The following is a 21176-nucleotide window of genomic DNA, read 5'->3' on the forward strand; positions in this document are numbered from 1 at the left end:
GCCTCCAGAATGGGATGTACTTTCCGTATGCGGTCCTATCCGGAAAGTACATCCCATTCCAAGCCCAAATTCCGGGACGCACTTTCCGCTGAAGACCTCAACCGGAAACCGCATCCCGTTCTGGACTGTAATTTCGGGGCGCAGTTTCCGCCAGAAGTCTCAACCGGAAACCGCATCCCAGTTTTTGGCTGGCGGGCGGGATGTGCCTCCTCCATTGTTTCCAAATGAATACGCTGTGAGCCGAGGGGGGACGGTTCTCCCCGCAAGCACTCTAGTATGCTAAAGTACCCAGAAGACCGGCGGAGCTATGCCGGTCTTTCGTTCTATATGAAACACAGCATGAGGAGGCTCACCAGATGACGGCCACACCGTGGGGATTCCGGGACATATTGCCCGAGGAGGCTCAGGCACGCGAGGAGATCGCGTATACGGTGAAGGGCTGCTTTAGGGAGCATCATTACCTTCCGGTCGAGACGCCGCTGCTCGAGGACAAGGGTTCGCTCGAGGAGGGCGGCCGCATTGCGGACACGCCGTTTAAGCTCTTTGATGACGACGGCCGCCTGCTGGTGGTCCGTCCCGACAACACGCTGCCGATCGTGCGCTTGGTTTCGACCCGCATGCGCGCGGCCGATCTACCCCTGCGCCTTCGCTACGAGGCGCCGGTGGTTCGCGAGTGCCAGCGCAATGCCGGTGGCTCGCGTCAGTTTACGCAGCTGGGCTTTGAGCTTATCGGTGCGGGCGATACCGCGGGCGATGTAGAGATTGTTTCGCTGGTGGCCGAGGCCGTGCGTAAGCTGGCGCTTCCCGATGCTCGTATTATCGCAGGTAGCGTGCGTCCTTTTAAGGAGTTGCTCGCGGCGTGCGAGGATCGCGAGCTGGCAGCCGAGGCCCTGCGCTGCGTGCATGCCAACGACTTTGTGGGCCTCGATGCCCGCGTGGCTGCCAGCACCGAGTCTGATGCCGTCAAGGCCGCCATTAGCGAACTGCCGCGCCTGCACGGTGGTGCCGAGGTGCTCGACCACGTGGACGCGCTGCTGGAGGCCGCCGGTATCGCCGCGCCGCCGACGCGCGAGCTGCGTGCCCTGGTCGAGGGTTTGGCTCCCGAGGACGCCCAGGTGCTGTCGTTCGATTTCTCCATTATGAACTCTTTCGATTACTACACGGGCCTGGTCTTTAAGGCCTATGCCGGCGGCTTGCCCGATCCGGTCGGTTCGGGCGGACGCTACGACTCCATCTTTACCGGTGCATTTGGCGACGGCATCGAGGTGCCGGCTGCGGGCTTCGCCTTTTCGCTCGAGCGCCTGGAGGCCGCGCGTACCTCGGCAGAGGACACCGCTTCCGACGGCGATCACGCCGCGGGCCGTGGCGCCGAGGGTCCGCTGCGCATTGCCGTGCCCAAGGGCTCGCTTAAGGCAGACACGCTCGACGTGCTCGAGGCCGCGGGCCTGGACGTCTCTGAGTTGCGTGACCCCGGCCGTCACCTGATTGTGCGCGGTCGCGACACGCGTGCCGGTGAGGGCACGGTCGGCGATATCGAGTTTGTTATCGTGCGACCCAGCGATGCGCCCGCCTTTGTGGGCTGCGGTGGCGCCGATTGCGGCATCTGCGGCTGGGATTCGCTCATCGAGGCCGACCTCAACCTGCTGCAGCTGGTCGATTTGGGCTACGGCCTGTGCACCTTTATCGAGGCGGAGCCCGCGTGGCGCGCCGGTCAGGCCGAGCGCAACTATGCCCGCCGCGGGTCGCTTCGCGTGGCTACCAAATATCCGCGCATCGCGAGTGCCTGGTATGCCGAGCGCGGTGTGAACGCCGATATCGTCTCGCTGCACGGTAACATCGAGCTGGGCCCCATCGTCGGCATGACCGACCGTATCGTGGATATTACCGCCACGGGTGCCACGCTGCGCGACAACGATTTGGTCATCACCGGCCGCATTATGGACTGCACGGCGCGCTTTTTTGTCAACCCGGGTGCCGCTCGCTTAGATCCGCGCGTACGCAATCTGGCAGATCGCTTGGCGGCGGCCGTTAAGGACAAGCATTTTGAGCCCGTTGCGGGCTCGGCACAATAGCGCGAGCACGCACGGGCGCCCCAACGTCTGGGCTGCGGGCCGATGGGCGCCGCCGCCCGGCCTCTCGTTTTTCGAACACAACCTCGACCGATAGGGGATACCGATATGAAGACTATCAAGCTTGCTCCCGGTGAGCGTCTCGTTACCAACCAGCTCAACCGCAAGGGCGTGCTGCCGCAAAACATCGTCGACGCCGCCCGCGATATCGTGGCCAACGTGCGCGCCAACGGCGATGCCGCGGTGCGCGACTACTGTCAGCGTTTTGACGGTGTAGAGCTGCAGGGCTTCCGTCTGCCGCAAGAACAGATCGATGCCGCGCTCGAGGGCCTCGATCCGGCCTTTGTCGCGGCGCTCGAGAAGGCTGCGCGCCAGATTCGCGAGTTCCACCAGCGCGAGGTCGAGCAGAGCTGGTTTACCACGCGTGCAGATGGCACCATGCTCGGCGTTAAGGTGACCCCGCTTGCGGCGGCCGGCATCTACGTGCCGGGCGGTCGCGCGCAGTATCCCTCCACGGTGCTCATGAATGCCATTCCCGCCAAGGTCGCCGGCGTCGAGCGCGTGGTCATGGTGACCCCGCCGCAAAAAGATGGCCTGATCAGCCCCTACACGCTCGCCGCGGCAAAGCTCGGCGGCGTGGACGAAATCTATATGGTGGGCGGCGCCCAGGCCGTGGCCGCGCTGGCGTACGGTACCGAGACCATTCCGCGCGTCGACAAAATCACCGGTCCGGGCAACGCCTTTGTTGCCGCGGCCAAGCAGATTGTCTCGGGCGACGTGGGCATCGACATGGTCGCCGGCCCCTCCGAGGTCTGCGTGCTGGCAGATGCCACGGCCAAGCCCATGGTGGTCGCGGCCGACCTGATGGCCCAGGCCGAGCACGATCCGCTAGCAGCCTGCTATCTGGTGACCTGTGACGAGCAGTTTGCGCGCGAGGTCGAGGCGGGTATCGACATTCTGGTGGCACAGTCCCCGCGTGCCGAGATCACGCGCGCCTCGCTCGACAACGAGGGCACCATCGTGGTGGCCGCCGATATGGCTGCTGCCGTCGAGGCGGTGAACACTGTGGCGCCCGAGCACCTGGAGCTGCACTGCAAGGATGCGATGGGCCTGCTCGGCGGCATTCGCAACGCCGGCGCCATCTTTGTGGGCGCTTGGAGCTCCGAGCCGCTTGGCGATTATGTTGCCGGCCCCAACCACACGCTGCCGACCGGCGGCACGGCCATGTTCTCCAACCCGCTTTCGGTCGAAGAATTCGTCAAGCGCTCGAGCGTCATTTGCTATACGCCCGAGGGCCTGCTCTCGGACGCTCCCGCGACGCAGCGTTTGGCCGAGGCCGAGGGCCTGTGGGCACACGCGCTTTCCGCCGCACTGCGTCGCCGTGTGCTGGAGCAGGGCGAGGGTGCCGTGAGTGCTGAGTCTCTGGCCGCGGCCGACCTGACCAAGGTCGCCTGGCCGGGCGACGCCGTGGCGACGGTCGCCGAGGGTGTGGACCTAGCGGCTGCAAGCGCGGATGGCGCTGGCGCGACCGGCGAGGAGGCCTAATATGGCCGAGCTGACGTCTCGCATGAAGGAGCTCGTCCAGCCCTACTTGGCTGGCATTGAGCCCTACAATCCCAACTTTACGCCCACGCGCATCAACCTTTCGGCCAACGAGAACACCTATCCCGTGCCGGCTGGCGTGCGCGAGGCGGTCGACGCCGCCCTGGCTGCCACGCCGCTCAACCGCTACCCCGATCCCATGTCCTGTGACCTGCGCGACGAGCTTGCCGCTTGGCATGGCGTGGCGCGCGAGAATATCTGCGTGGGCAACGGCGGCGACGAGCTGCTCTATAACTACCTGCTGGCGTTTGGCGGCGCGGGGCGGACCCTGCTCAACTGCCCGCCGTGTTTTAGCGAGTATGCGTTTTTTGCGTCGCTCTGCCAGACCGAGGTGCGCGACGTGTGGCGAGACCCCGCGACCTTTGAGCTCGACCAGGCTGCCGTGCTCGCGGCGGCGCCCGAGTGCAACCTGGCAATCGTGACCTCGCCCAATAACCCCACGGGCGACGTGGCACCGCTCGACTTTGTCGCGGCCCTGTGCGATGCGTGCCCCGGCGTGGTGATGGTCGACGAGGCCTACGTGGAGTTTGCCGATGATTCGTTTGGTGCGGCCACCACAGCGCAGGGACTTATCGCCGAGCATCCCAACCTGGTGATCCTGCATACGCTGTCCAAGGCGTTTGGCGCCGCCGGCACGCGTCTGGGCTATGTGATTGCGGCGCCCGAGGTCATCGACGTGTTCGCGGCGATTCGCCAGATCTATTCGGTCAACGTGCTGAGCCAGGCGGCGGCGCTTGCCTGCGTGCGCGCCCGCGATGCGTATGCGCCCGTGGTGGCACAGGTCGCATCCGAGCGCGAGCGCGAACTGTGTGCCCTGCGCGCAATGGCTGCCGGGGGTCTGCCCGTGGAGGCATGGCCGAGTGCGGCGAACTTTGTGCTCGTGCGCACGCCGCATGCTACGCGCGTGCGTGAGCGCCTGCGCGACGAGTATTCGATTTTGGTGCGCGACTTTAGCTACGCGCCGGGGCTTGCGGACTGTCTGCGCATTACCGTGGGCACCCCGCAGGAAAACGATGAGGTGCTGGCTGCGTTTGCCGCGCTGGTGAAGGAGGAGATGTAGATGAGCCGTTATGCCGAGGTGACCCGCAAGACGGGGGAGACCAACATTGTTGTCAAACTCGACCTGGACGGATGCGGCGTGTGCGATATCTCGACGGGCGTACCGTTTTTCGACCACATGCTCAACGCCTTTGGCCGCCATGGCCTGTTTGATTTGACGGTGCATGCGGTAGGCGACGTGGAGGTCGACGCGCACCATACCGTCGAGGACACGGGCATTGTGCTGGGTGAGGCGTTTTGCCAAGCGCTGGGCGACAAGGCGGGTATTACGCGCTTTGCAGACGCGGCGATTGCCATGGACGAGACGCTCGTGATGGCCGCCGTGGACATTTCGGGTCGCGGCCAGGCCTACTGCGAGCTGCCCGTGCCGACCGAACGTGTGGGCAGCTTCGATACCGAGCTGGCCGTCGAGTTCTTCTATGCCTTTGCGCGCGATGCCAAGCTCACGCTGCACGTGCGCGAGCTCGCAGGCGGTAACTCGCATCACATTATCGAGGCCGCCTTTAAGGCCGTGGGCCGCACGATGCGCCACGCCTGCGAGCTCGATCCCTGCGTGCAGGGCATCCCCAGCACCAAGGGCTCACTGTAGCCTGCCAAAAAGGGACAGGTTTATTTTGGCAGGTTTTATCTGCGGAAATGCTGTCTCATACGGTGGGTGAACGTTTAACTGACCAAAATAAACCTGTCCCTTTTTGGCAGGTTTTGAATGGGAAAAAGGAGGGTCGCGTGGGCGAACCGAAGATCGTGGTGGTCGACTACCACAAGGGCAACTTGTCGAGCGTCGTGCGCGGGCTTGTGCGCGCCGGTGCCGCCGCCTGCACGTCGGACGATCCGGAGCAGATCCGCCGCGCCGACGGCCTGGTCATCCCGGGCGTGGGTGCGTTCTATGACGCGATCGCCTTTATGCGCCAGAGCGGCGAGGCGGACGCGGTGCTCGACGCCGTCGCCGCCGGAACCCCGCTGTTCGGCATCTGCCTGGGCCTTCAGCTATTTTTTGAGCGCGGCAACGAGGGCGTGCCTGCGGACGAGGGCGCGGTCGCCGACGGCAGCGCCCCCGAGCAGGCTGGCGGTCCCTGGGTCGATGGCCTGGGCATTATGCGCGGTTCGTGCACGCGCTTGGAGTCGAGCCGCCTGAAGGTGCCGCACGTGGGCTGGGACCAGGTGCACATGACGCCCGCCGGTGCGGCCGATCCGCTGCTTGCCGGTTTTGCCGAGGGTGCCAACATGTACTTCACCCACAGCTACGCGGTGGCTGACGACGCCGATGCCGCCGATGTGCTGGCGTGCACACACTATACGCGGAGCTTCCCGTGCATCGTGCGCCATGGCAACGTGTGGGGCTGCCAGTTCCATCCCGAGAAATCCTCCGCGCTGGGTCAGCGCATCCTTAAGAACTTTGTGAGCATCGTCGAGGAGGTTGGCCGATGATCCTGTTTCCCGCAATCGATCTGATCGGCGGCAAGGTCGTGCGACTGGAGCGCGGTGACCGCAGCCGCTGCAAGGTATATTCCGACGATCCCGTGGCCGTTGCCCGCACGTTTGCCGAACAGGGCGCGAGCTGGGTGCACGTCGTCGACCTGTCCGCTGCCTTTGGCGAGGACGAGGGCGCACGCGCTGCCAACTCGGCGGCGATTAAGGCCATCTGCGGCGTCGACGGTCTGTCCGTGGACGTGGGCGGCGGCGTCCGCTCGCTTGCGCGCATCGACGAGTTGGCAGGCTACGGCGCATGCCGTATCGCGCTGGGCACCGTGCTGGTGACCGAGCCGGGTTTTGCCGAAGTGGCAGCCCAAGGCTTTGGCGAGTTGCTGGTGGCAGACATCGCCGCGCGCGACGGTCAGGTCAAGGTGAACGGCTGGCGCGACGGCGCAGGTGTGGCGCTCGACGATGCCGTGGCGCAGCTTTCCGAGCTGGGCTTTAAGCATCTGGTGTATACCGACATCGCGCGCGATGGCATGCAGACGGGTATCGATGTGGCGGCGTATCGCCATGTGGCCGAGGTCGCGGGCTTTCCCGTCGTGGCTTCGGGCGGCATCTCGACGCTCGACGACATCCGCGCACTGGCCGCGGTGGGTGAGGGCGCGATTGAAGGCGCCATTACCGGCCGTGCGCTCTACGAGGGCAACTTTACGCTGGCCCAGGCGTTGGCCGCCGCCCGAGGGGAGGAGTAGCCCATGCTTACCAAGCGCGTAATTCCCTGTCTGGACGTCAAGGACGGCCGCGTGGTCAAGGGAGTTAACTTTGTGAGCTTGCGCGATGCGGGCGATCCGGTGGAACTGGCCCGCGCCTACGACCGCGAGGGTGCGGACGAGGTCGTATTTTTGGACATTACCGCCACGAGCGACAACCGTGCGACGACCATCGAGATGGCGGCGCACGCGGCCGAGGAGCTCGCCATTCCCTATACCGTGGGCGGCGGCTTTCGCGACCTGGCGGGCATGCGCACCATGGTTGCCGCCGGTGCCGACAAGGTGTCGCTCAACTCGGCGGCCGCGAGCGATCCGTCGCTGATTAGCCAGGCTGCCGCGGCGTTTGGCAGCCAGGCCGTGGTCGTGGCGATCGATGCCAAGCGCGTCGGCCTGCCCGGCGCATCCGGTGCCGACAAGTGGGAGGTCTTTACCGCAGGAGGTCGCAACGCCACGGGCATCGACGCGGTGGCGTGGGCCGAGGAGGCGGCTCGTCGCGGCGCCGGCGAGATCTTGCTCACCAGCATGGACCGCGACGGCACCAAGGCCGGCTTTGATTTGGCGCTCACCCGCGCCGTGGCCCGCGCGGTGCCAATCCCCGTCATCGCGAGCGGCGGCGTGGGCACGCTCGAGCATTTTGCCGAGGGCGTGATCGAGGGCGAGGCCGACGCCGTGCTGGCGGCGAGCGTCTTTCACTTTGGAACCTTCAGCATTCGCCAGGTGAAGGAGTATATGGCCTCGCAGGGCATCCCTGTGAGGCTGGACTTCTAATGCTGCGGCTTGCCCAGGCACCGCATCTTGCCGCTCAAACCGTCGCTCGCGTACCAAAGTACGCGTCGCTCCTCTTTCGCGGCAACCTGCGGCACCTGGACAACCCTCGCCGACCTGCGAAGTTTGAATTTGGGGAGAGAAATGGAAGAGATAACCGATCCTTCAAAGCTTGCGTACGACGCCCGCGGGCTGATTCCTTGTGTGGTTCAGCAGTATGACACCGGCGAGGTGCTCATGGTTGCCTGGATGAACGAGGAGTCGGTGGGGCTGACGCTCAAGACCGGCACCACGTGGTTTTGGAGCCGCAGTCGCCAGGAGCTCTGGAACAAGGGCGCGACGAGCGGCAACATGCAGGAGGTTCGCGAACTCTGGGCCGACTGCGATAGCGATACGCTGCTGGTCAAGGTCGACTCGCCGGGTCCGGCCTGCCATACCGGCAACCGTACCTGCTTCTTTAAGAAACTCGCGTAGGGCGGGCGCTCGACCAGGCGCTTGGCCGACCAGAAAGGATTGAACCATGGGTGTGCGTACCGCAAATGTTCAGGATGGAAATATCGGCGAGACGCTAACGGGGCTGGCCGAGGTGATTCACGGTCGTCGCGATGCGTCGCCGCAGGAAAGCTATACCGCCCGACTGCTGACCGATGTGGAGGATGAGCTGCTCAAGAAGCTTGCCGAGGAGGCGAGCGAGGTGATCATGGCCTGCAAGGATAACGACCATGATCACATTCGCTACGAGGCTGGCGACCTGGTCTACCACCTGCTCGTGACGCTTGAGCGCTACGGCATTACCCTCGACGAGCTGGCCGGCGAACTCAACGCCCGCCGCCACTAGTCGTTAAAGAACGTCCCCGATGACCATAGAAGTTGCGGCGGAATAGTTCTTGTTTGACGGTCTTAGGGCTATAAATAGGAGCTATTTCACCGCAACTTATGAAGGGATGGCTAGGCGAGGGGTGTGGACTCCCATTCGCCGGTGGGGTGGGGGATGTCGAAGGTTCGGTAGCCGCAGTCGTAGGCATGGGCTTGGGCCTCGCGGATATTCCAGCAAATATCACAGGCGCGGTGCGCATCCGAGCCAAAGGTAATGGGCGCCTCAGCATGGGCAAAGCAGCGCAAAAGGCCGGTCGCGGGATAGTAGTCGTCGAGCCCCTTGCGCGGTGCGGCGGTCGAGACCTCAACGCGGCGGCCCGTATCGTGCGCACACTCGGCCATCTGCCGCCAAAACGGTGCGGGGTCAAAATCGGGCGCAAAGCCTTCCTTCGAAAAGCGCATGACCAGGTCGGGGTGAGCCATCACATCAAAGTTGAGCGAGCTTTCGCAGGCGCGGCACCAGTCATCGACATAGCGCTCCCACACGCCGCGCACGCCTAAGTTTTCCCAAACGTGCAGGTTGGTGTCGTCGTCGATCCAGCCGCAGCGTGAGTCGGGCGTATCGGGGCGTGCGACGCCCTCTGTCCCCGTCGCGCCCGCAGCGCCTGCCATGATATTGCCCGGGTTACCAATCCAATGCACGCTGCCCAGGCGTACGACGGCGCCCCGGGACCAGCGCTCAACCAAAGGCTCGCAGCCTTCGTACCAATCGCACTCAAAGCCATAGACAAGCTCGAGCTCCGGCGCAATCTGCGCGGCAAGCTTGCGGGCATCCTCAAAAGCCAGACGATGCGCCGGCAGGTCGCCCTCGACAACCTGCACCTCGCAGGTGGCATCCATACTGGCAGGCAGGGTAAGGTGATCGGCCGAGACCATGGTGCGGCAACCGGCCGCAGCAGCGGCGCGGACGTTGTCTTCAAACGAGGCGTGTCCGTCCGAAAACGAGGTGTGAGTATGGCAATCGACCAGCGGGCAAGCAGGCATGGCGGCTCCTTTACGTCAAGCGAATCTGCTCCATTGTAACGGCGCGGCCCCCAGTGCGATGTGCGCGCCGTGGGCCGAAATCGACTGGAAAGGACGGGCAGCGCATAAGGGCGGGCTCGCGACATCGGCCTTGCTTCGAATCATGTACCTCAGCCTCCAAAACTGACAAAAAATGACATGTTTGGAGGCTGATGTACATGTTTGGCCGAGGCGGTGGAGTGTCGGTTCTTGCAGACAAGGAAAATCGCGCTCATCGCGCGCCGCCACACTTGCGCCGCTCGCGATGTGCTAGCGTTTGGGTGAATAAAACGAGCCCGTGCGGAAAGGAGCCGGACCGTATGCAACGTGGAACTACATCTCCGCTGTCCCGCGAGACCGATGCGCCCGAAACCATCGTCAAGCTGGAGTGCGACATCGACGACGCGTCGCCCGAGGTGCTCGCCTACGCCTCCGACCGCCTGCGCGAGGCCGGCGCGCGCGAGGTGCACTGGCTGCCCCTCTATTGCAAGAAAGGCCGCCCTGGCTGGCAGTTGCAGGTAATCTGCACCCACGAGGATATCGAGCGCCTGCAGACGATCATCTTTTTGGAAACCACGACCAATGGCATCCGCCGCCAGGTTATGGAGCGCGTTTGCCTGCCGCGCTACTTTGAGCGCGTAACGACGCCGTGGGGCGAGGTGTCCGTCAAGGTGGCCACCTTGCCCGACGGCAGTGAGCGTGCGGCGCCCGAGTACGAAGACTGCGCCCGCCTTGCCCGTGAGCACAATGTGCCGCTCCAACGCGTGATGCAGGCGGCCCAGAGCGCGGCACTGCGATTTGAATAACGCGGCTGGTGGCGACATTCCGCGCCCGGCCACGTCAACCCCACCCCGAAAGGACCTCCATGAAATACCTCATCGCTTCTGACATCCACGGCTCGGCATATTGGACCGAGCGCCTCCGCGCCGCCATCGAAGCCGAGCAGCCCGACCGCATCGTCCTGCTGGGCGACCTGCTTTATCACGGTCCGCGCAACGACCTGCCGCGCGACTATGCTCCCAAACGCGTGATTCCGTTGCTCAACGCCCTGGCCGACCGCATTATCGCGGTGCGCGGCAACTGCGACGCCGAGGTCGACCAGATGGTTCTCGACTTTCCCGTCATGGCCGACTACGCCACACTGTTCGACGAGGTCGGCCGCGAGCTGTTCCTGACGCACGGCCACGTCTTTGGCGCCGGCATGCACAACAGCGTCGATCACGCGCCCGCGCTGCCCGAGGGCTCCGCGCTCGTCTACGGTCACACGCACGTCAAGGTCAACGAGGAAAGCACCGCGCACCCGGGTCTGTGGCTCTTCAATCCCGGTAGCGTGAGCATCCCCAAGGACGGCACGCACAGCTATGGTATCTACGAGGGCGGCGCGTTCCGCCATGTGATCATGGAGGAGGACTAACCATGGCCGGGCACATGGCTCAGCAAAATGCCGAAGGTTCGCGCGACCTGTCCACGCTGGTCGATGCATCGGCCGAGTTACAACATCTGGTACAGACTATCTGGCGCCTGCGTCAGCCCGACGGCTGCCCGTGGGACCGCGAGCAGACGCACCAGAGCATTGGCAAGAACATGATCGAGGAGGCCTACGAGGCGCTCGACTGCATCGAGGCGGATGACGCGGCCCATCTTCGCGAGGAGCTGGGCGATGTGCTCATGCAGGTCGTGCTGCATGCGCAGATCGCGGCGGACGCCGGCGAGTTTACGCTGGCCGACGTGGCGCGAGATATCGACGCCAAGCTCATTCGCCGCCATCCGCACGTGTTTGGCGATGTGGACGCCGGCAGCTCCGACGAGGTGCTCAAGATTTGGGACGAGGTCAAACTTGCCGAGAAAGCCGCCAAGGACCAGGCCGTGGCGGCGGGCGATGCTGCGCCCGAGGGCCTGCTCGACGGCGTGCCCACGCATCTGCCGGCGCTGATGCAGGCTCAGAAGGTTTCGCGCAAGGCGGCTGCCGTGGGCTTTGAGTGGGAGACCGTCCAAGATGTGTGGGACGAGGTCGCCGAGGAACGTGCCGAGTTTGAGGCCGAGGAGCCCGGAACACCCGAGCGCGAGATGGAGTTTGGCGACCTGCTCTTTGCCCTGGTCAACGTTGCGCGCAAAGAGGGCATCGACGCCGAGAGCGCCCTGCGCGCCAGCACGGCCAAGTTCCGCCGCCGTTGGGCCGCAATGGAGCAGATGGCGGCCGATGCCCATGTTGATCTTGCCGAGCTTTCGACCCACGGGCTCAACGACCTGTGGGATGCCGCAAAGGCAGAGGAGTAGGACACGGTGTTGGTCGGCGGGGCGTAAGGGCGGCGCCCCGTCGACTTGCCCGTTGGCGACCACGCGCGCTCGAGTAATGGATTTGTCCTACGGCTCGTCCGGCTGGTCCGCCCGCGTGCTATAACTAAAGGACTTAGCGCAAACAAACCTCAACCGCACAAGGCGCACATGGATCAGATTTACGACAACAGGCACTATTCCGCCGGTTCGCGCGAACCGTCACCTCGCCGTGCGCATTCGGTGCAGCTTGGCGGGTCTGGTTATGCTGGCGCTGATCGCTCCAGGTATAGCTCGCCGGCGACTTCGCATCCCAATGCTCAGCCAAATAGTTCCTCGGACAGTCCGGTGCGCCCATCGCGTTCCAAGCATGCGTCGCGCCCTTCGACCCAGGCGTCCGACAAGCCGCGCCGTCCCTCAAGCCGTCTTTCGGGCTCGGACTTTATGCACTACGCCAACGATAACGCGGTGGTCAAGGCAATCTATGATTTTACCCACGGTCCCCAGCGAGGGCTGTTTGTTGGCATTGTCGTCGCCCTGGCGCTCGTGAGCCTGTACTTCCCGGTGCGCGACCTGTATGTGGCAAAACGCTCGAGCGACATCTTGGCCAAGCAGGTCGAGATTCGCGAGCAATATAATGACGACCTGCAAAAAAGCGTCGACAAGCTGCTCTCGGAGGAGGGCATTAAGGACGCGGCGACCGAGGACCTGGGTCTGGTGATGCCCGGCGAGAAGAGGATTGAAGTGCAGGGCCTGGACGACGATTCCGATACCTCGTCGAGCAAGAAGTCGTCGAACGCCAAGAAGGCCAGCGAAGTTGCCAAGGAAATCGAAGAGGTCGGCAAGGACGCGCCGTGGTACATCCAGACGCTCGACATGCTGTTTGGATTTAACGGCGTCGAGGGCCAGACAGTCGTGTCCAATGGCGAGTAGCGCCCGGAGGGGGGCCGCAATGACGAATTGCAAACGATATAAGGTGGCGGCGATTGACCTGGGAACGGTGTCGTCGCGACTGGTGCTGGCCCAGGTCGAGGACGGGGCGATCGTGGAATCGTCCAAGCATACCGAGATTACCGACTTGGGCGAGGGCGTGGACGCAACGGGGCGCTTTTGCGAGGCGGCCGTTGGGCGCGTGCTCGCTGCGTGCCGAATGTTTGTGAACGAGGCCCGTGCCTTTGGGGCCGCGTGCATCTGCACCACGTGCACGAGCGCCGCGCGCGATGCGTCCAATGCCACGCTGCTGCTGGACGGCCTGCGCGAGCTGGGGCTCGAGCCGCAGGTGATTCCGGGCGAGGTCGAGGCGCGCCTGACGTTTTTTGGCGTGGCGCACGACTTTACCGGCGAGCGCATCATTGTTACCGATTCGGGTGGCGGATCCACGGAGCTCGCGACGGGCGTCTATGCGCCGGAGCGTGGGGTCTTTGCGCTGGAGGGAACGCGCTCGCTGGACATCGGCTGTCGCCGCGTGACGGAGCGGTTTTTCTCGGCGCTGCCGCCAACGGGCAGCGAGCTTGCCGCCGCTGGCGCGTGGGCAAACGAGCAGTTTGCGGGCTACTTTAAGAGCTTGCCTGTCGACTTTGAGCGAGCCGAGCGCCTGGTCGCGGTGGGTGGCACCGTCACCACGCTCGTTGCGCTCGTTCACGAGCTGGAGCCGTATGATTCGAGTTTTGTGCACCTGCGCGAGCTTTCGCTGGACCAGGTTTCGGCCGCTATCGAGCGCATGTCCTCGCTGGATGTCGCGGGCATCGCCGCGTTGCCAGGCGTGCAACCCAAGCGTGCGGGCGTGATCCTGGCTGGTGCTGTGGTGATTCGCGAGCTCATGCGAGCCGGCGGCTACGACGCGCTCACTGTAAGCGAGAACAGTCTGCTCGCCGGAATGGCCGCCACCATCAACGAGGTTCTCGACGGCGCGACCCCCACCATCGCCTGGACCCCCAGCCTCAGCGTCCTTTAACTATCCCCTCATAAGTTGCGGTGAAATAGTTCCTAAATGGGCTGATAAACTGCCAAAACAGGAACTATTCCACCGCAACTTCTTAGAGGCTTGACGGTGTCCAAAAGAAGCGAGCCCGCATTCCAAAGGGACACGGGCTCGTAAACAATACGTGGTAGGGGCGGTGGGACTCGAACCCACAATCCTTGCGGCGAGAGATTTTAAGTCTCCTGCGTATGCCAATTCCGCCACGCCCCCGTAAGACTAGAAGTCTAGCACAAGCCGTCCGTTACGCGTTGACGGCCATCGAGTGTTGTCCCGACTTCTCGAGGAACTCTTGGAACTTTGCCTCGTCGCCCTTGTTTTGGTACTGCAGGGCCAGCAGGTACTCCAGTCGGCAGCGCTTGACCGGGTCGTTGCCGACATCCTCGAGCATGCGCTCCAGCTCGGGAATGTCGTTGTGGCGCTTGAGGATCATCGTGTCGTACATCAGCTGGCATTCGTGCGCGACTGCCTCGGCTTGGCCACCCTCAAAGCCCTTGATCTCGTGCAGCAGCTCCTTGGACTTTTTGCGGTCCTCCTGGCCAACGTAGTAGTTAAAGGCCTTGATCACTAGATCGACGCGCTGCATCTTGGGCAGGTTGAGCCCCAGCAGCAGGTCAAACATCTCGTCGGCGCGCTCGTGGTCCTCGCGCAGCAGATAGGAGTTCAGGCGCAGGTAGTCGCGGTTGTAGCGCGGGTACAGCATGCTGGTGAGTTTGCCGTCGAGCAAACGATCGAACTCGTCCCACTGTTTGGCGGCCATGAGCCGCTGCAGGCGTTTAAACGTGGTGCGTTTTTTGATGCTAAAGAGCAGCGACACGGCGATACAGATGACAACGACGACGGTCCAGAGTGTGCGGGAATCGGGCATATTGAGCTCCTCGGTCGCTCGTAAAACAAGCGGTATGACAAAACGTACTAGATGTATTATACGCAGCGTGCAAGCAAACTGGCACAAAAGTGTATCGAGGCCGAGCGCCATCGCTCGCTGCGGTACACTTACCTAAAGTAAACCATGAAGGGAGACATTACCTATGAAGAAGATTGTTTTGGCTTGCGGTGCTGGCGCTGCTACTTCCACGCTCGTTGCCCAGAAGGTCGCCACCATGCTCGACGCCAACGGTTACGCCGGCAAGTATGAGATCGTGCAGTGCGCCATTTCCGAGGCCAAGGACGCTTGCGACGAGGGCGCCGACCTGCTGATCGCCACCACCGTTGCCCCCGAGGGCCTCACCTGCCCGTACGTGAGCGGCGTGCCCTTTATGACCGGCATGAACCGCGTCGCTGCCGAGAAGGCCGTTCTCGACGTCATGGCTCAGTAGGCGCTGCCTGTATGAACGAGCAGAACGCCAACCCGGTCGAGCTCTTTGGCATGCGCGTTGCCCATGTGGGCATTAACGCCACCGACCCGGCAGACGCCCTGGAGATCGCGGAGCTGTTCTCGACGATGATGGGCCTGCCCGTCAGCGAGACCCCGATTTCGTACTTTAACGACTCGCTGGTCGAGATCATGAAGCAGAACGGTCGTGGCGCCAAGGGCCACATAGGCTTTGCCGTCAACGACATCGATGCTGCCGAGAAGTGGTTTGCCGAGCACGGGCTCGAGGTCAACGAGGAGTCGCGCGTGCTGTTGCCCGACGGCGGCACCAAGCTTGTGTACTTTAAGCGCGAGTTCGCCGGCTTCGCCGTGCACCTGTGTCGCGAGTAGCGCGCAAGCTGCTATAACGAAAAAAGGGATAGGGCCGCATGGCCCTATCCCTTTTTTATGCCGAGGGGGCTTCCTACCGCGGCAGGCGAATCGTAAAGCGGCTGCCGACGCCCTCGACCGAGGTCACGCCAATGGCGCCGCCATGGCTATCGACAATCCACTTAGCAATGGCAAGCCCCAGGCCCGAGCCCTGCGCGCCGGCATCGCGTGCGTTGTCGGCGCGGTAGAACCGTTCAAACGCGTGAGCTGCGGACTCCTGGTTCATACCGATACCCTCGTCCTCAACACTTATGTCGATCGCGCCCGTGCCCGTATCGGGAGTTATGGCAAACGTGACGGTCGTTCCCGCGTTCGAATACTTGGCGGCGTTCTGCACGATCACGCGCAGAGCCTGCTTCACAAGCGCCACGTCGACAGGTGCGTCGCAGCGCGGATCGTTGGCAAATGCAGCGTCAAAAGCCAGCCGATACGTGTGCGCGGCGTCGATCATCTGCGATTCCTCGCACACCTCGCCGACCAGTGCGGCCAGGTTGGTATGCGCACGCCGCAGGACCGTGCGCCCGGCATCGCCGCGTGCCAAAAACAGCAGCTGCTCCACGAGCTCCTGCATATGCTCGCTTTCGGCCTTGAGGGACGCGATGGATTCCGCCAGCACGTCCGGGTCGTCTTTGCCCCAGCGGTCGAGCATGTTTACGTAGCCCTGAATCACCGCGATGGGCGTGCGCAGCTCGTGGCTAGCATCGTTGACAAAGCGCATCTGCTGCAGCTTGGCCTCTTGCATCTGGCGCAGCAGCCGGTTGAGCGCGACCTCGATGCTTGCCAGGTCGGCGTCGCCGGTGGTGACGCTCGGCGAGTCGACACTCGCGCGCTCGATGGCCTGCTCCAGTGTTTCCATCTTGCCGCCGGAGAGTTGCATGCGGCCGAGTTCGTCCACGCGCAGGGCCAAGTCGTTGAGCGGTGCCATGGTGCGACGCACGTGCCTCGCGCCGCCGAGCATGTTGAGCACGCTGATGACCTGCCAACCCACAACGACAAGGTAGAGAGGCCATAGCGCGACGAGGTCCTGCGCGAGGGGGAAAGTCTTGGTGGTAGCAAGTTCGACGGTATAGGTGAGCGTTGTCAGGTCCCAGTCGCGCGCGGGCTTCAGCGACATGCCGTGAACGGCGGCGCTGGGGATCCATCCTGCGGTAAACGCGCCTTCGGGTAGCGTCTGGTTGTATCCATAGACGAGGATCGCCGCCGCAATCACCATCAGCAGCAGATCGAGCCAGACGTAGCTCATCAGGCGGCGCCATATATAGCTCCAGTTGATGGCGCGGGCGATGGAGGTGACACGCTTGGCCTCGGCGTTACGCACGGCAGACATAGCCCACCCCGCGCACGGTCTGGATGATGCGGGCGCCGCCGGCGTCCTCGATCTTGGCACGCAGGTGCGCGATGTGCACGTCGACGTTGTTGGTGTCGCCCACGTATTCGTAGCCCAGCGCCTCGTGCGCGATGCGCTCGCGTGTGAGCACGGTTTCAGCATGTGCCATAAGCAGGGCGAGAACGTCGAACTCGCGGGCCGTGAGCGCGATGGGCGAGCCGCCGACCGTGACTTCGCGGCGGTCGGGGTCGAGCACGACCGAGCCCACGGTGAGCGCGGCGGGGGAGGGCGCGACGGAAGCCTTGGTCGACTCGCTGACCGGGGGCACCGCAGCGGCGTCGCCGCCCGCGCCGCCCGCCATGCCCGCCCCAGCGCCGGCGCCGCCAACGCCCGAAGCCGTCCGCACGGCCTCCGCGCGCTTCAGCGCCACGCGAATCCGTGCGAACAGCTCCTCAATCGCAAACGGCTTGGTCAAGTAGTCGTCGGCGCCGGCATCGAGCCCGGCAACCTTGTCCATCACGGCATCGCGCGCGGTGACCATAATCACCGGCACATCCTTGTGCTTGCGGACACGCCGCAAGACCTCCATGCCGTTGAGCTGCGGCAACAGCACATCGAGCAGAATCAGATCGTAGTCGCGCTCCAGCGCCAGGTCCACGGCGGTGCGGCCGTCGGCGGCGTGCTCCACCTGGTAGCCCTCGTGCTCCAGCTCGAGCGTCACAAAGCGGGCGATTTTCTCCTCGTCCTCTACGATCAGGATCTGTGCCATGTGTGCCCCCGTCTGCGATTACTTGTCGTCGTTCAGATTTTGCTTGATGTCGTCCGCGGCGTCGGCGGCGTGATTCATAAGGTTGTTGATGCTGCCGGGCACGTCGCCGTCGCTATCGATGCGGTAGCGCATGCCAAAGAACAGGCCAATCAGCATGAGCCATATCGTGGCGCCCCAGGCAAACAGGGCGACGATGGGGATCAGGATGGGAATGTTGAGGATGATGGCGTCGCGGCGCGTGGCGATAAACTTGGTGTCCAGGCTCAGGCGGAAGAGCTTTTTGAGGTACTCCCACACGCTGTCCATCTTCTTGGAAAAGTCAGTCTTTTCGCTCGACTTCTCGTAGGCTGCCTGCGCGGCGACCATCTCGGCCGAGGGTTCATCGACCGGCTCGGATTCGGTGGCGGCGTGCGCCGATGTGGTCTGGGTCTTGCCTTGCGATTCGAGCCAAATGATGGCGTCCAAAACGTTGCCGTCGGCGGCGTCGAGCGCGGCCTTGGCATCGGTGTAGCTCACGTTGCACTTGGTACGGATGGTTTCAACTTTTTCGAGGTCGTCCATGACCTGTCCTTTCGTTCGATGGGCGCGACGTCGGGCGATCTGCCCGGGCGCGAGCGTTGCGTTCGCGATCTGCGTTGCGCGGCGCCGCCCCGCCCTTGGTCGAACTTTATAGTGCAGGTTATAGATTAAGCGATTCTTGAGCCAAGATTAATGTTGGATGAGTTTTTGGGTGCTGTGGGGAAGGAAGAGGTGCCCTTCTGGGTAGCTAGCAGCGAGGTCTAATACTTTTCCGAGAAGTGAACGAGCTAAAACGGACCCCCGAAGCATCGACACTTTAGAGGTGACGTTTCCTGCGGTTTCGATGCTGAAATCCTGCGATTTTGCTGACGAAAAAAGTGGATGCTTCAGGGGTCCAAAAACAGACGTTCACTTCGCGGAAAAGTATTAGACCTCGATAGCGGGGGATGGAGTGCCGGTGCAAAACGGCGTTAAGGGTTGGTCGAGCAGGTGGTTTCTCCATTGATGTCCGCACGGCATGTGACACTTACCCTGCCGCCCTGCTCTGCCGCGGCGGCATGTGCCCAAACTACGGCCCTCTAAGGAGCTCGATAGCAATGAGTGATAACACCAAGCATCTCGCAAAGAAGTGCGTTAAGGACGCGGGGCCGTGCCTCGCGCTGTGCGTGGTCGGCGCAGCGGTCGCGCTGTTGGCTGTTCTGGGACCATTCGACGTGCTCCGAAGTGCCGGTTCTCTGCACGTTTGTATGGCCCTTGCCGGCGCTATGATGACCGGCGGCGTGCTCGATCTGATTTTTTGGGTGCTTGATCCGTTTGGATGGAAGAACGAGGGGTAAGCCCTAGGGGATGGAAGGGGTGGAACGGTTGGCATAGTGATCGTGCAGAATGTGGACTAGCTACTTACGGGGAAGTGGTAATCCGATGACGGCTATGTGACGGGCGATATTCACGGCGGCGTCGACATGCAAAAGCTGCGCGACTGGGATCTTGGGGATAGTCTGACGAGCGACGACCATCTGATTGTCGCGGGCGACTTTGGCTTTCCGTGGGGTTTCTCTGCCGAGGAATGCATCGATATCGCCTGGCTGGAATCGCGTCCCTATACCGTGCTGTTCGTCGACGGCAATCACGAGCGTTTCGATCACTGGGCGGAGCGTCCCATGGAGCTGTGGCACGGTGGGCTAACGCAACGCCTGTCGGATACCTCTCCCATACGGCGCCTGACGCGCGGCGAGGTTTTTGAGCTCGACGGCTCAACGATCTTTACCATGGGCGGCGCCACGAGCGTGGATAAGGAATACCGCATTCCCTATTCCAGCTGGTGGCCACAGGAGCTGCCGGACGAGCGCAGCTTTGAGGAGGCGCGGACAAAGCTCGACGGCGTGGGCTGGAAGGTTGACTACGTGGTCACCCACACCTGCTCTACGCGCATGCTTTCGCCCACGCTCTATCCGGGGCCTGGCTGGAATTGCCCCGACGTCGACCGACTTACGGCATTTTTCGATGAGCTGGAAGACCGCTTGGATTACAAGCGCTGGTACTACGGGCATTTTCATCGGGATGCCAACCCTGCCGAGCGCCATACCGTGCTCTACGACTGCATCGTTCGCTTGGGCGACGAACTCCAGCCCTGGGACGTTGCGTAGGGGCGAGGTATTTGGCTACTCGGCCGTTACAGCGATGTTCTCGCGGTGCGCGCGGATGACATTCCAGCTAAAGTGCTCGACCAGCTGCTCGGCAGAGCGCGACGTGGTGTCCGGCGCGATGCCCGTTTGCCCGGCGAGCCAGCCCAGCAGCGCCTCGGGTGTGCCAAAGCGGGCGCGTAGTTTGCCCAGGTCCAGATCGCGGTCGCGCTTGGAAAGGCGGCGGCCGTCCGGCGACATGAGCAGCGGAATGTGCGCGTAGTGCGGCGTGGGAAGTCCCAGCAGATGTTGCAGATAGATTTGGCGGGGCGTAGAGCCCAGCAGGTCGCATCCGCGCACGACCTCGGTGACGCCCATGGCAGCGTCGTCGACCACCACGGCTAGCTGGTAGGCAAACACGCCGTCGCTGCGGCGCACCAAAAAGTCGCCGCACTCGGTGGCGAGTGCCTCGCATTGGGCGCCGTACGTACGGTCCACGAATTCGATCACGTCGCCGGCGAGGTCATCGACGGTAGGCACGCGCAGACGCGTGGCCGGGGCGCGCAGAACGCTGCGGCGGGCGATCTCTTCGACAGAAAGGTTTCGACAGGCGCCGCGGTAGATGGGCGTGCCGTCGCTGGCATGCGGCGCGCTCGCGGCGTGGAGCTCGGCACGCGTACAAAAGCAGGGATAGGTGAGGCCGGCGTCTTGCAGCTGGCGCAAGGCGCTCTCGTACAGGTCTAGGCGATCGTGCTGGTAGTAGGGGCCTTCGTCCCACTCAAGCCCTAGCCAGGCCAGGTCGTCAATCAATTGAGCGGCAAGTTCCGGGCGCTTGCAGCGATCGTCCAGGTCCTCAATGCGTAACACGATACTGCCGCCCTGGCTGCGGGCCGAAAGCCACGAGCACAGGCAGCTGAACACGTTGCCCAGGTGCATGCGGCCCGAGGGCGACGGGGCAAAGCGACCCACGACAGGTACGGGAACGGAGGCGGGCGGCGTTGTTGGCGCGTTCGCGGCGGGCGTTGCTATGTTGCGTGCGTTGATATCCATGCGGACGAGTATAGCGCGGGGCGCGATGGGGAGGCGTCACTGTGGTCCGCAAGTTGTCGAGGCCCCGCATTGCGTATGGTGGGCCGCAGGCTCGGTGCTTTGATTCCTGTCGATCAACTCAGTACCTTAGACAACAGAAACCCCGGCAGCTCTTCGCAACTGCCGGGGTTTCCGCGGAAAAGGGGGACATGATCCTCGAGCGAACGGCAAAGGGGCAAACCGGTTTCGCTCAACTGCTTTATGCCCCTCGGCTGGCGGCTCAATCAGCGCGTGTCGCGCCCACACAAAGCTGCTACACCTGTGACGGAGCTGTGAAGTGGTATCTATTGCTGGT

At 63.4% G+C, this 21176-nt stretch carries 24 protein-coding genes and 1 tRNA gene; 18 read left to right on the forward strand and 7 right to left on the reverse strand.

Translation table 11 applies throughout. The features are described 5' to 3' along the window. Positions 1-356 precede the first annotated feature (356 nt). The 9 genes from hisG to hisE all read left to right on the forward strand — a co-directional run bounded on the left by hisG (position 357) and on the right by hisE (position 8519). Positions 357-2072, forward strand: a complete 1716-nt coding sequence (hisG, locus tag ACQRCA_RS04115) for an ATP phosphoribosyltransferase (RefSeq protein WP_427718850.1) — start codon at positions 357-359, stop codon at positions 2070-2072. Between the two features lie 105 nt (positions 2073-2177). After that, positions 2178-3614, forward strand: a complete 1437-nt coding sequence (gene hisD, locus ACQRCA_RS04120; RefSeq protein WP_427718853.1) for a histidinol dehydrogenase — start codon at positions 2178-2180, stop codon at positions 3612-3614. A gap of 1 nt (position 3615) precedes the next feature. Beyond that, positions 3616-4731, forward strand: a complete 1116-nt coding sequence (gene hisC, locus ACQRCA_RS04125; protein ID WP_427718855.1) for a histidinol-phosphate transaminase — start codon at positions 3616-3618, stop codon at positions 4729-4731. Next, the gene (gene hisB, locus ACQRCA_RS04130; RefSeq protein WP_427718858.1) at positions 4732-5319 is read left to right on the forward strand and encodes an imidazoleglycerol-phosphate dehydratase HisB; all 588 of its coding nucleotides are present in this window, start codon (positions 4732-4734) and stop codon (positions 5317-5319) included. It abuts the gene before it with no gap. Between the two features lie 137 nt (positions 5320-5456). After that, a complete protein-coding gene (locus tag ACQRCA_RS04135) occupies positions 5457-6158 on the forward strand; it encodes an imidazole glycerol phosphate synthase subunit HisH (protein WP_427718859.1) in 702 nt (233 codons plus the stop codon). Further along, a complete protein-coding gene (locus tag ACQRCA_RS04140) occupies positions 6155-6898 on the forward strand; it encodes a HisA/HisF-related TIM barrel protein (RefSeq protein WP_427718862.1) in 744 nt (247 codons plus the stop codon). The genes ACQRCA_RS04135 and ACQRCA_RS04140 overlap by 4 nt, the downstream gene beginning before the upstream one ends. 3 nt (positions 6899-6901) lie before the next feature. Next, positions 6902-7684: an imidazole glycerol phosphate synthase subunit HisF gene (gene hisF, locus ACQRCA_RS04145; RefSeq protein WP_427718864.1), complete on the forward strand. Its 783-nt coding sequence runs from the start codon at positions 6902-6904 to the stop codon at positions 7682-7684. A gap of 141 nt (positions 7685-7825) precedes the next feature. Next, entirely contained in the window at positions 7826-8155 is a 330-nt protein-coding gene (hisI, locus tag ACQRCA_RS04150) for a phosphoribosyl-AMP cyclohydrolase (protein ID WP_154515095.1), read from the forward strand. 46 nt (positions 8156-8201) lie between these two features. Continuing rightward, positions 8202-8519: a phosphoribosyl-ATP diphosphatase gene (gene hisE, locus ACQRCA_RS04155; protein WP_006235893.1), complete on the forward strand. Its 318-nt coding sequence runs from the start codon at positions 8202-8204 to the stop codon at positions 8517-8519. A 110-nt stretch (positions 8520-8629) separates the two neighbouring features. Here the strand turns inward: hisE and ACQRCA_RS04160 are convergent, their stop codons facing one another. Next, positions 8630-9541: a PHP domain-containing protein gene (locus tag ACQRCA_RS04160; RefSeq protein ID WP_427718869.1), complete on the reverse strand. Its 912-nt coding sequence runs from the start codon at positions 9539-9541 to the stop codon at positions 8630-8632. Between the two features lie 338 nt (positions 9542-9879). Here ACQRCA_RS04160 and larC point away from each other — a divergent pair, with 338 nt between their 5' ends. The 5 genes from larC to ACQRCA_RS04185 all read left to right on the forward strand — a co-directional run bounded on the left by larC (position 9880) and on the right by ACQRCA_RS04185 (position 13787). Beyond that, positions 9880-10365, forward strand: coding sequence for a nickel insertion protein (larC, locus tag ACQRCA_RS04165; protein ID WP_427718872.1), 486 nt, complete (start codon positions 9880-9882; stop codon positions 10363-10365). A gap of 59 nt (positions 10366-10424) precedes the next feature. Beyond that, on the forward strand, positions 10425-10973 hold the full coding sequence (yfcE, locus tag ACQRCA_RS04170; protein WP_427718874.1) for a phosphodiesterase: 549 nt from the start codon (positions 10425-10427) through the stop codon (positions 10971-10973). 2 nt (positions 10974-10975) lie between these two features. Further along, positions 10976-11836, forward strand: a complete 861-nt coding sequence (gene mazG / locus ACQRCA_RS04175) for a nucleoside triphosphate pyrophosphohydrolase (RefSeq protein ID WP_427718877.1) — start codon at positions 10976-10978, stop codon at positions 11834-11836. Positions 11837-12004: 168 nt separating this feature from the next. After that, a complete protein-coding gene (locus ACQRCA_RS04180) occupies positions 12005-12766 on the forward strand; it encodes a hypothetical protein (protein ID WP_427718879.1) in 762 nt (253 codons plus the stop codon). A 19-nt stretch (positions 12767-12785) separates the two neighbouring features. Next, positions 12786-13787, forward strand: a complete 1002-nt coding sequence (locus tag ACQRCA_RS04185; protein WP_427718881.1) for a hypothetical protein — start codon at positions 12786-12788, stop codon at positions 13785-13787. 152 nt (positions 13788-13939) lie between these two features. On the opposite strand, the gene ACQRCA_RS04190 is transcribed toward ACQRCA_RS04185, so the two are convergent. After that, positions 13940-14024 (reverse strand) — tRNA-Leu (locus tag ACQRCA_RS04190). Positions 14025-14055: 31 nt separating this feature from the next. Further along, positions 14056-14679 carry a hypothetical protein gene (locus ACQRCA_RS04195; RefSeq protein ID WP_427718884.1) on the reverse strand — a complete coding sequence of 208 codons (624 nt, stop codon included), beginning with the start codon at positions 14677-14679 and terminating at the stop codon, positions 14056-14058. Positions 14680-14842: 163 nt separating this feature from the next. On the opposite strand from ACQRCA_RS04195, the gene ACQRCA_RS04200 reads away from it, so the two are divergent. After that, complete coding sequence (locus tag ACQRCA_RS04200; protein WP_055252380.1) at positions 14843-15130, forward strand: PTS sugar transporter subunit IIB; 288 nt, start codon at positions 14843-14845, stop codon at positions 15128-15130. Positions 15131-15141: 11 nt separating this feature from the next. Beyond that, positions 15142-15516 (forward strand): VOC family protein, encoded by a 375-nt coding sequence (locus ACQRCA_RS04205; RefSeq protein WP_427718886.1) that lies wholly within the window; start codon positions 15142-15144, stop codon positions 15514-15516. Between the two features lie 73 nt (positions 15517-15589). On the opposite strand, the gene ACQRCA_RS04210 is transcribed toward ACQRCA_RS04205, so the two are convergent. The 3 genes from ACQRCA_RS04210 to ACQRCA_RS04220 are packed head-to-tail and all read right to left on the reverse strand — an operon-like array spanning position 15590 to position 18212. Further along, entirely contained in the window at positions 15590-16882 is a 1293-nt protein-coding gene (locus ACQRCA_RS04210) for a sensor histidine kinase (RefSeq protein WP_427718889.1), read from the reverse strand. Next, a complete protein-coding gene (locus ACQRCA_RS04215; protein WP_427718892.1) occupies positions 16866-17651 on the reverse strand; it encodes a response regulator transcription factor in 786 nt (261 codons plus the stop codon). Before ACQRCA_RS04215 ends, ACQRCA_RS04210 begins: the two co-directional genes overlap by 17 nt. An 18-nt stretch (positions 17652-17669) precedes the next feature. Continuing rightward, positions 17670-18212: a hypothetical protein gene (locus ACQRCA_RS04220; protein ID WP_055252376.1), complete on the reverse strand. Its 543-nt coding sequence runs from the start codon at positions 18210-18212 to the stop codon at positions 17670-17672. Between the two features lie 554 nt (positions 18213-18766). Between ACQRCA_RS04220 and ACQRCA_RS04225 the strand changes: the two genes are divergently transcribed. Beyond that, positions 18767-19006 (forward strand): hypothetical protein, encoded by a 240-nt coding sequence (locus ACQRCA_RS04225; protein ID WP_427718894.1) that lies wholly within the window; start codon positions 18767-18769, stop codon positions 19004-19006. A gap of 96 nt (positions 19007-19102) precedes the next feature. Next, entirely contained in the window at positions 19103-19816 is a 714-nt protein-coding gene (locus tag ACQRCA_RS04230) for a metallophosphoesterase family protein (RefSeq protein WP_427718896.1), read from the forward strand. Between the two features lie 15 nt (positions 19817-19831). Here the strand turns inward: ACQRCA_RS04230 and gluQRS are convergent, their stop codons facing one another. Further along, the gene (gene gluQRS, locus ACQRCA_RS04235; RefSeq protein ID WP_427718898.1) at positions 19832-20842 is read right to left on the reverse strand and encodes a tRNA glutamyl-Q(34) synthetase GluQRS; all 1011 of its coding nucleotides are present in this window, start codon (positions 20840-20842) and stop codon (positions 19832-19834) included. Positions 20843-21176: the final 334 nt, after the last annotated feature.

The sequence above is a fragment of the Collinsella sp. SGI.095 genome (assembly GCF_050314535.1).
In the GTDB taxonomy this organism is placed as follows: Bacteria; Actinomycetota; Coriobacteriia; order Coriobacteriales; family Coriobacteriaceae; genus Collinsella.

Excerpts from the sequence above, each read along its gene's own strand:
- ACQRCA_RS04210 (WP_427718889.1), bottom strand. The coding sequence starts at position 16,882 with ATGTCTGCCGTGCGTAACGCCGAGGCCAAGCGTGTCACCTCCATCGCC.
- ACQRCA_RS04140 (WP_427718862.1), top strand. The coding sequence starts at position 6,155 with ATGATCCTGTTTCCCGCAATCGATCTGATCGGCGGCAAGGTCGTGCGA.
- hisD (WP_427718853.1), top strand. The coding sequence starts at position 2,178 with ATGAAGACTATCAAGCTTGCTCCCGGTGAGCGTCTCGTTACCAACCAG.
- hisC (WP_427718855.1), top strand. The coding sequence starts at position 3,616 with ATGGCCGAGCTGACGTCTCGCATGAAGGAGCTCGTCCAGCCCTACTTG.
- ACQRCA_RS04160 (WP_427718869.1), bottom strand. The coding sequence starts at position 9,541 with ATGCCTGCTTGCCCGCTGGTCGATTGCCATACTCACACCTCGTTTTCG.
- ACQRCA_RS04215 (WP_427718892.1), bottom strand. The coding sequence starts at position 17,651 with ATGGCACAGATCCTGATCGTAGAGGACGAGGAGAAAATCGCCCGCTTT.
- ACQRCA_RS04205 (WP_427718886.1), top strand. The coding sequence starts at position 15,142 with ATGAACGAGCAGAACGCCAACCCGGTCGAGCTCTTTGGCATGCGCGTT.
- ACQRCA_RS04225 (WP_427718894.1), top strand. The coding sequence starts at position 18,767 with ATGAGTGATAACACCAAGCATCTCGCAAAGAAGTGCGTTAAGGACGCG.
- hisI (WP_154515095.1), top strand. The coding sequence starts at position 7,826 with ATGGAAGAGATAACCGATCCTTCAAAGCTTGCGTACGACGCCCGCGGG.
- larC (WP_427718872.1), top strand. The coding sequence starts at position 9,880 with ATGCAACGTGGAACTACATCTCCGCTGTCCCGCGAGACCGATGCGCCC.
- yfcE (WP_427718874.1), top strand. The coding sequence starts at position 10,425 with ATGAAATACCTCATCGCTTCTGACATCCACGGCTCGGCATATTGGACC.
- ACQRCA_RS04200 (WP_055252380.1), top strand. The coding sequence starts at position 14,843 with ATGAAGAAGATTGTTTTGGCTTGCGGTGCTGGCGCTGCTACTTCCACG.
- hisF (WP_427718864.1), top strand. The coding sequence starts at position 6,902 with ATGCTTACCAAGCGCGTAATTCCCTGTCTGGACGTCAAGGACGGCCGC.
- ACQRCA_RS04220 (WP_055252376.1), bottom strand. The coding sequence starts at position 18,212 with ATGGACGACCTCGAAAAAGTTGAAACCATCCGTACCAAGTGCAACGTG.
- ACQRCA_RS04195 (WP_427718884.1), bottom strand. The coding sequence starts at position 14,679 with ATGCCCGATTCCCGCACACTCTGGACCGTCGTCGTTGTCATCTGTATC.
- mazG (WP_427718877.1), top strand. The coding sequence starts at position 10,976 with ATGGCCGGGCACATGGCTCAGCAAAATGCCGAAGGTTCGCGCGACCTG.
- ACQRCA_RS04185 (WP_427718881.1), top strand. The coding sequence starts at position 12,786 with ATGACGAATTGCAAACGATATAAGGTGGCGGCGATTGACCTGGGAACG.
- ACQRCA_RS04180 (WP_427718879.1), top strand. The coding sequence starts at position 12,005 with ATGGATCAGATTTACGACAACAGGCACTATTCCGCCGGTTCGCGCGAA.
- hisG (WP_427718850.1), top strand. The coding sequence starts at position 357 with ATGACGGCCACACCGTGGGGATTCCGGGACATATTGCCCGAGGAGGCT.
- hisB (WP_427718858.1), top strand. The coding sequence starts at position 4,732 with ATGAGCCGTTATGCCGAGGTGACCCGCAAGACGGGGGAGACCAACATT.
- gluQRS (WP_427718898.1), bottom strand. The coding sequence starts at position 20,842 with ATGGATATCAACGCACGCAACATAGCAACGCCCGCCGCGAACGCGCCA.
- hisE (WP_006235893.1), top strand. The coding sequence starts at position 8,202 with ATGGGTGTGCGTACCGCAAATGTTCAGGATGGAAATATCGGCGAGACG.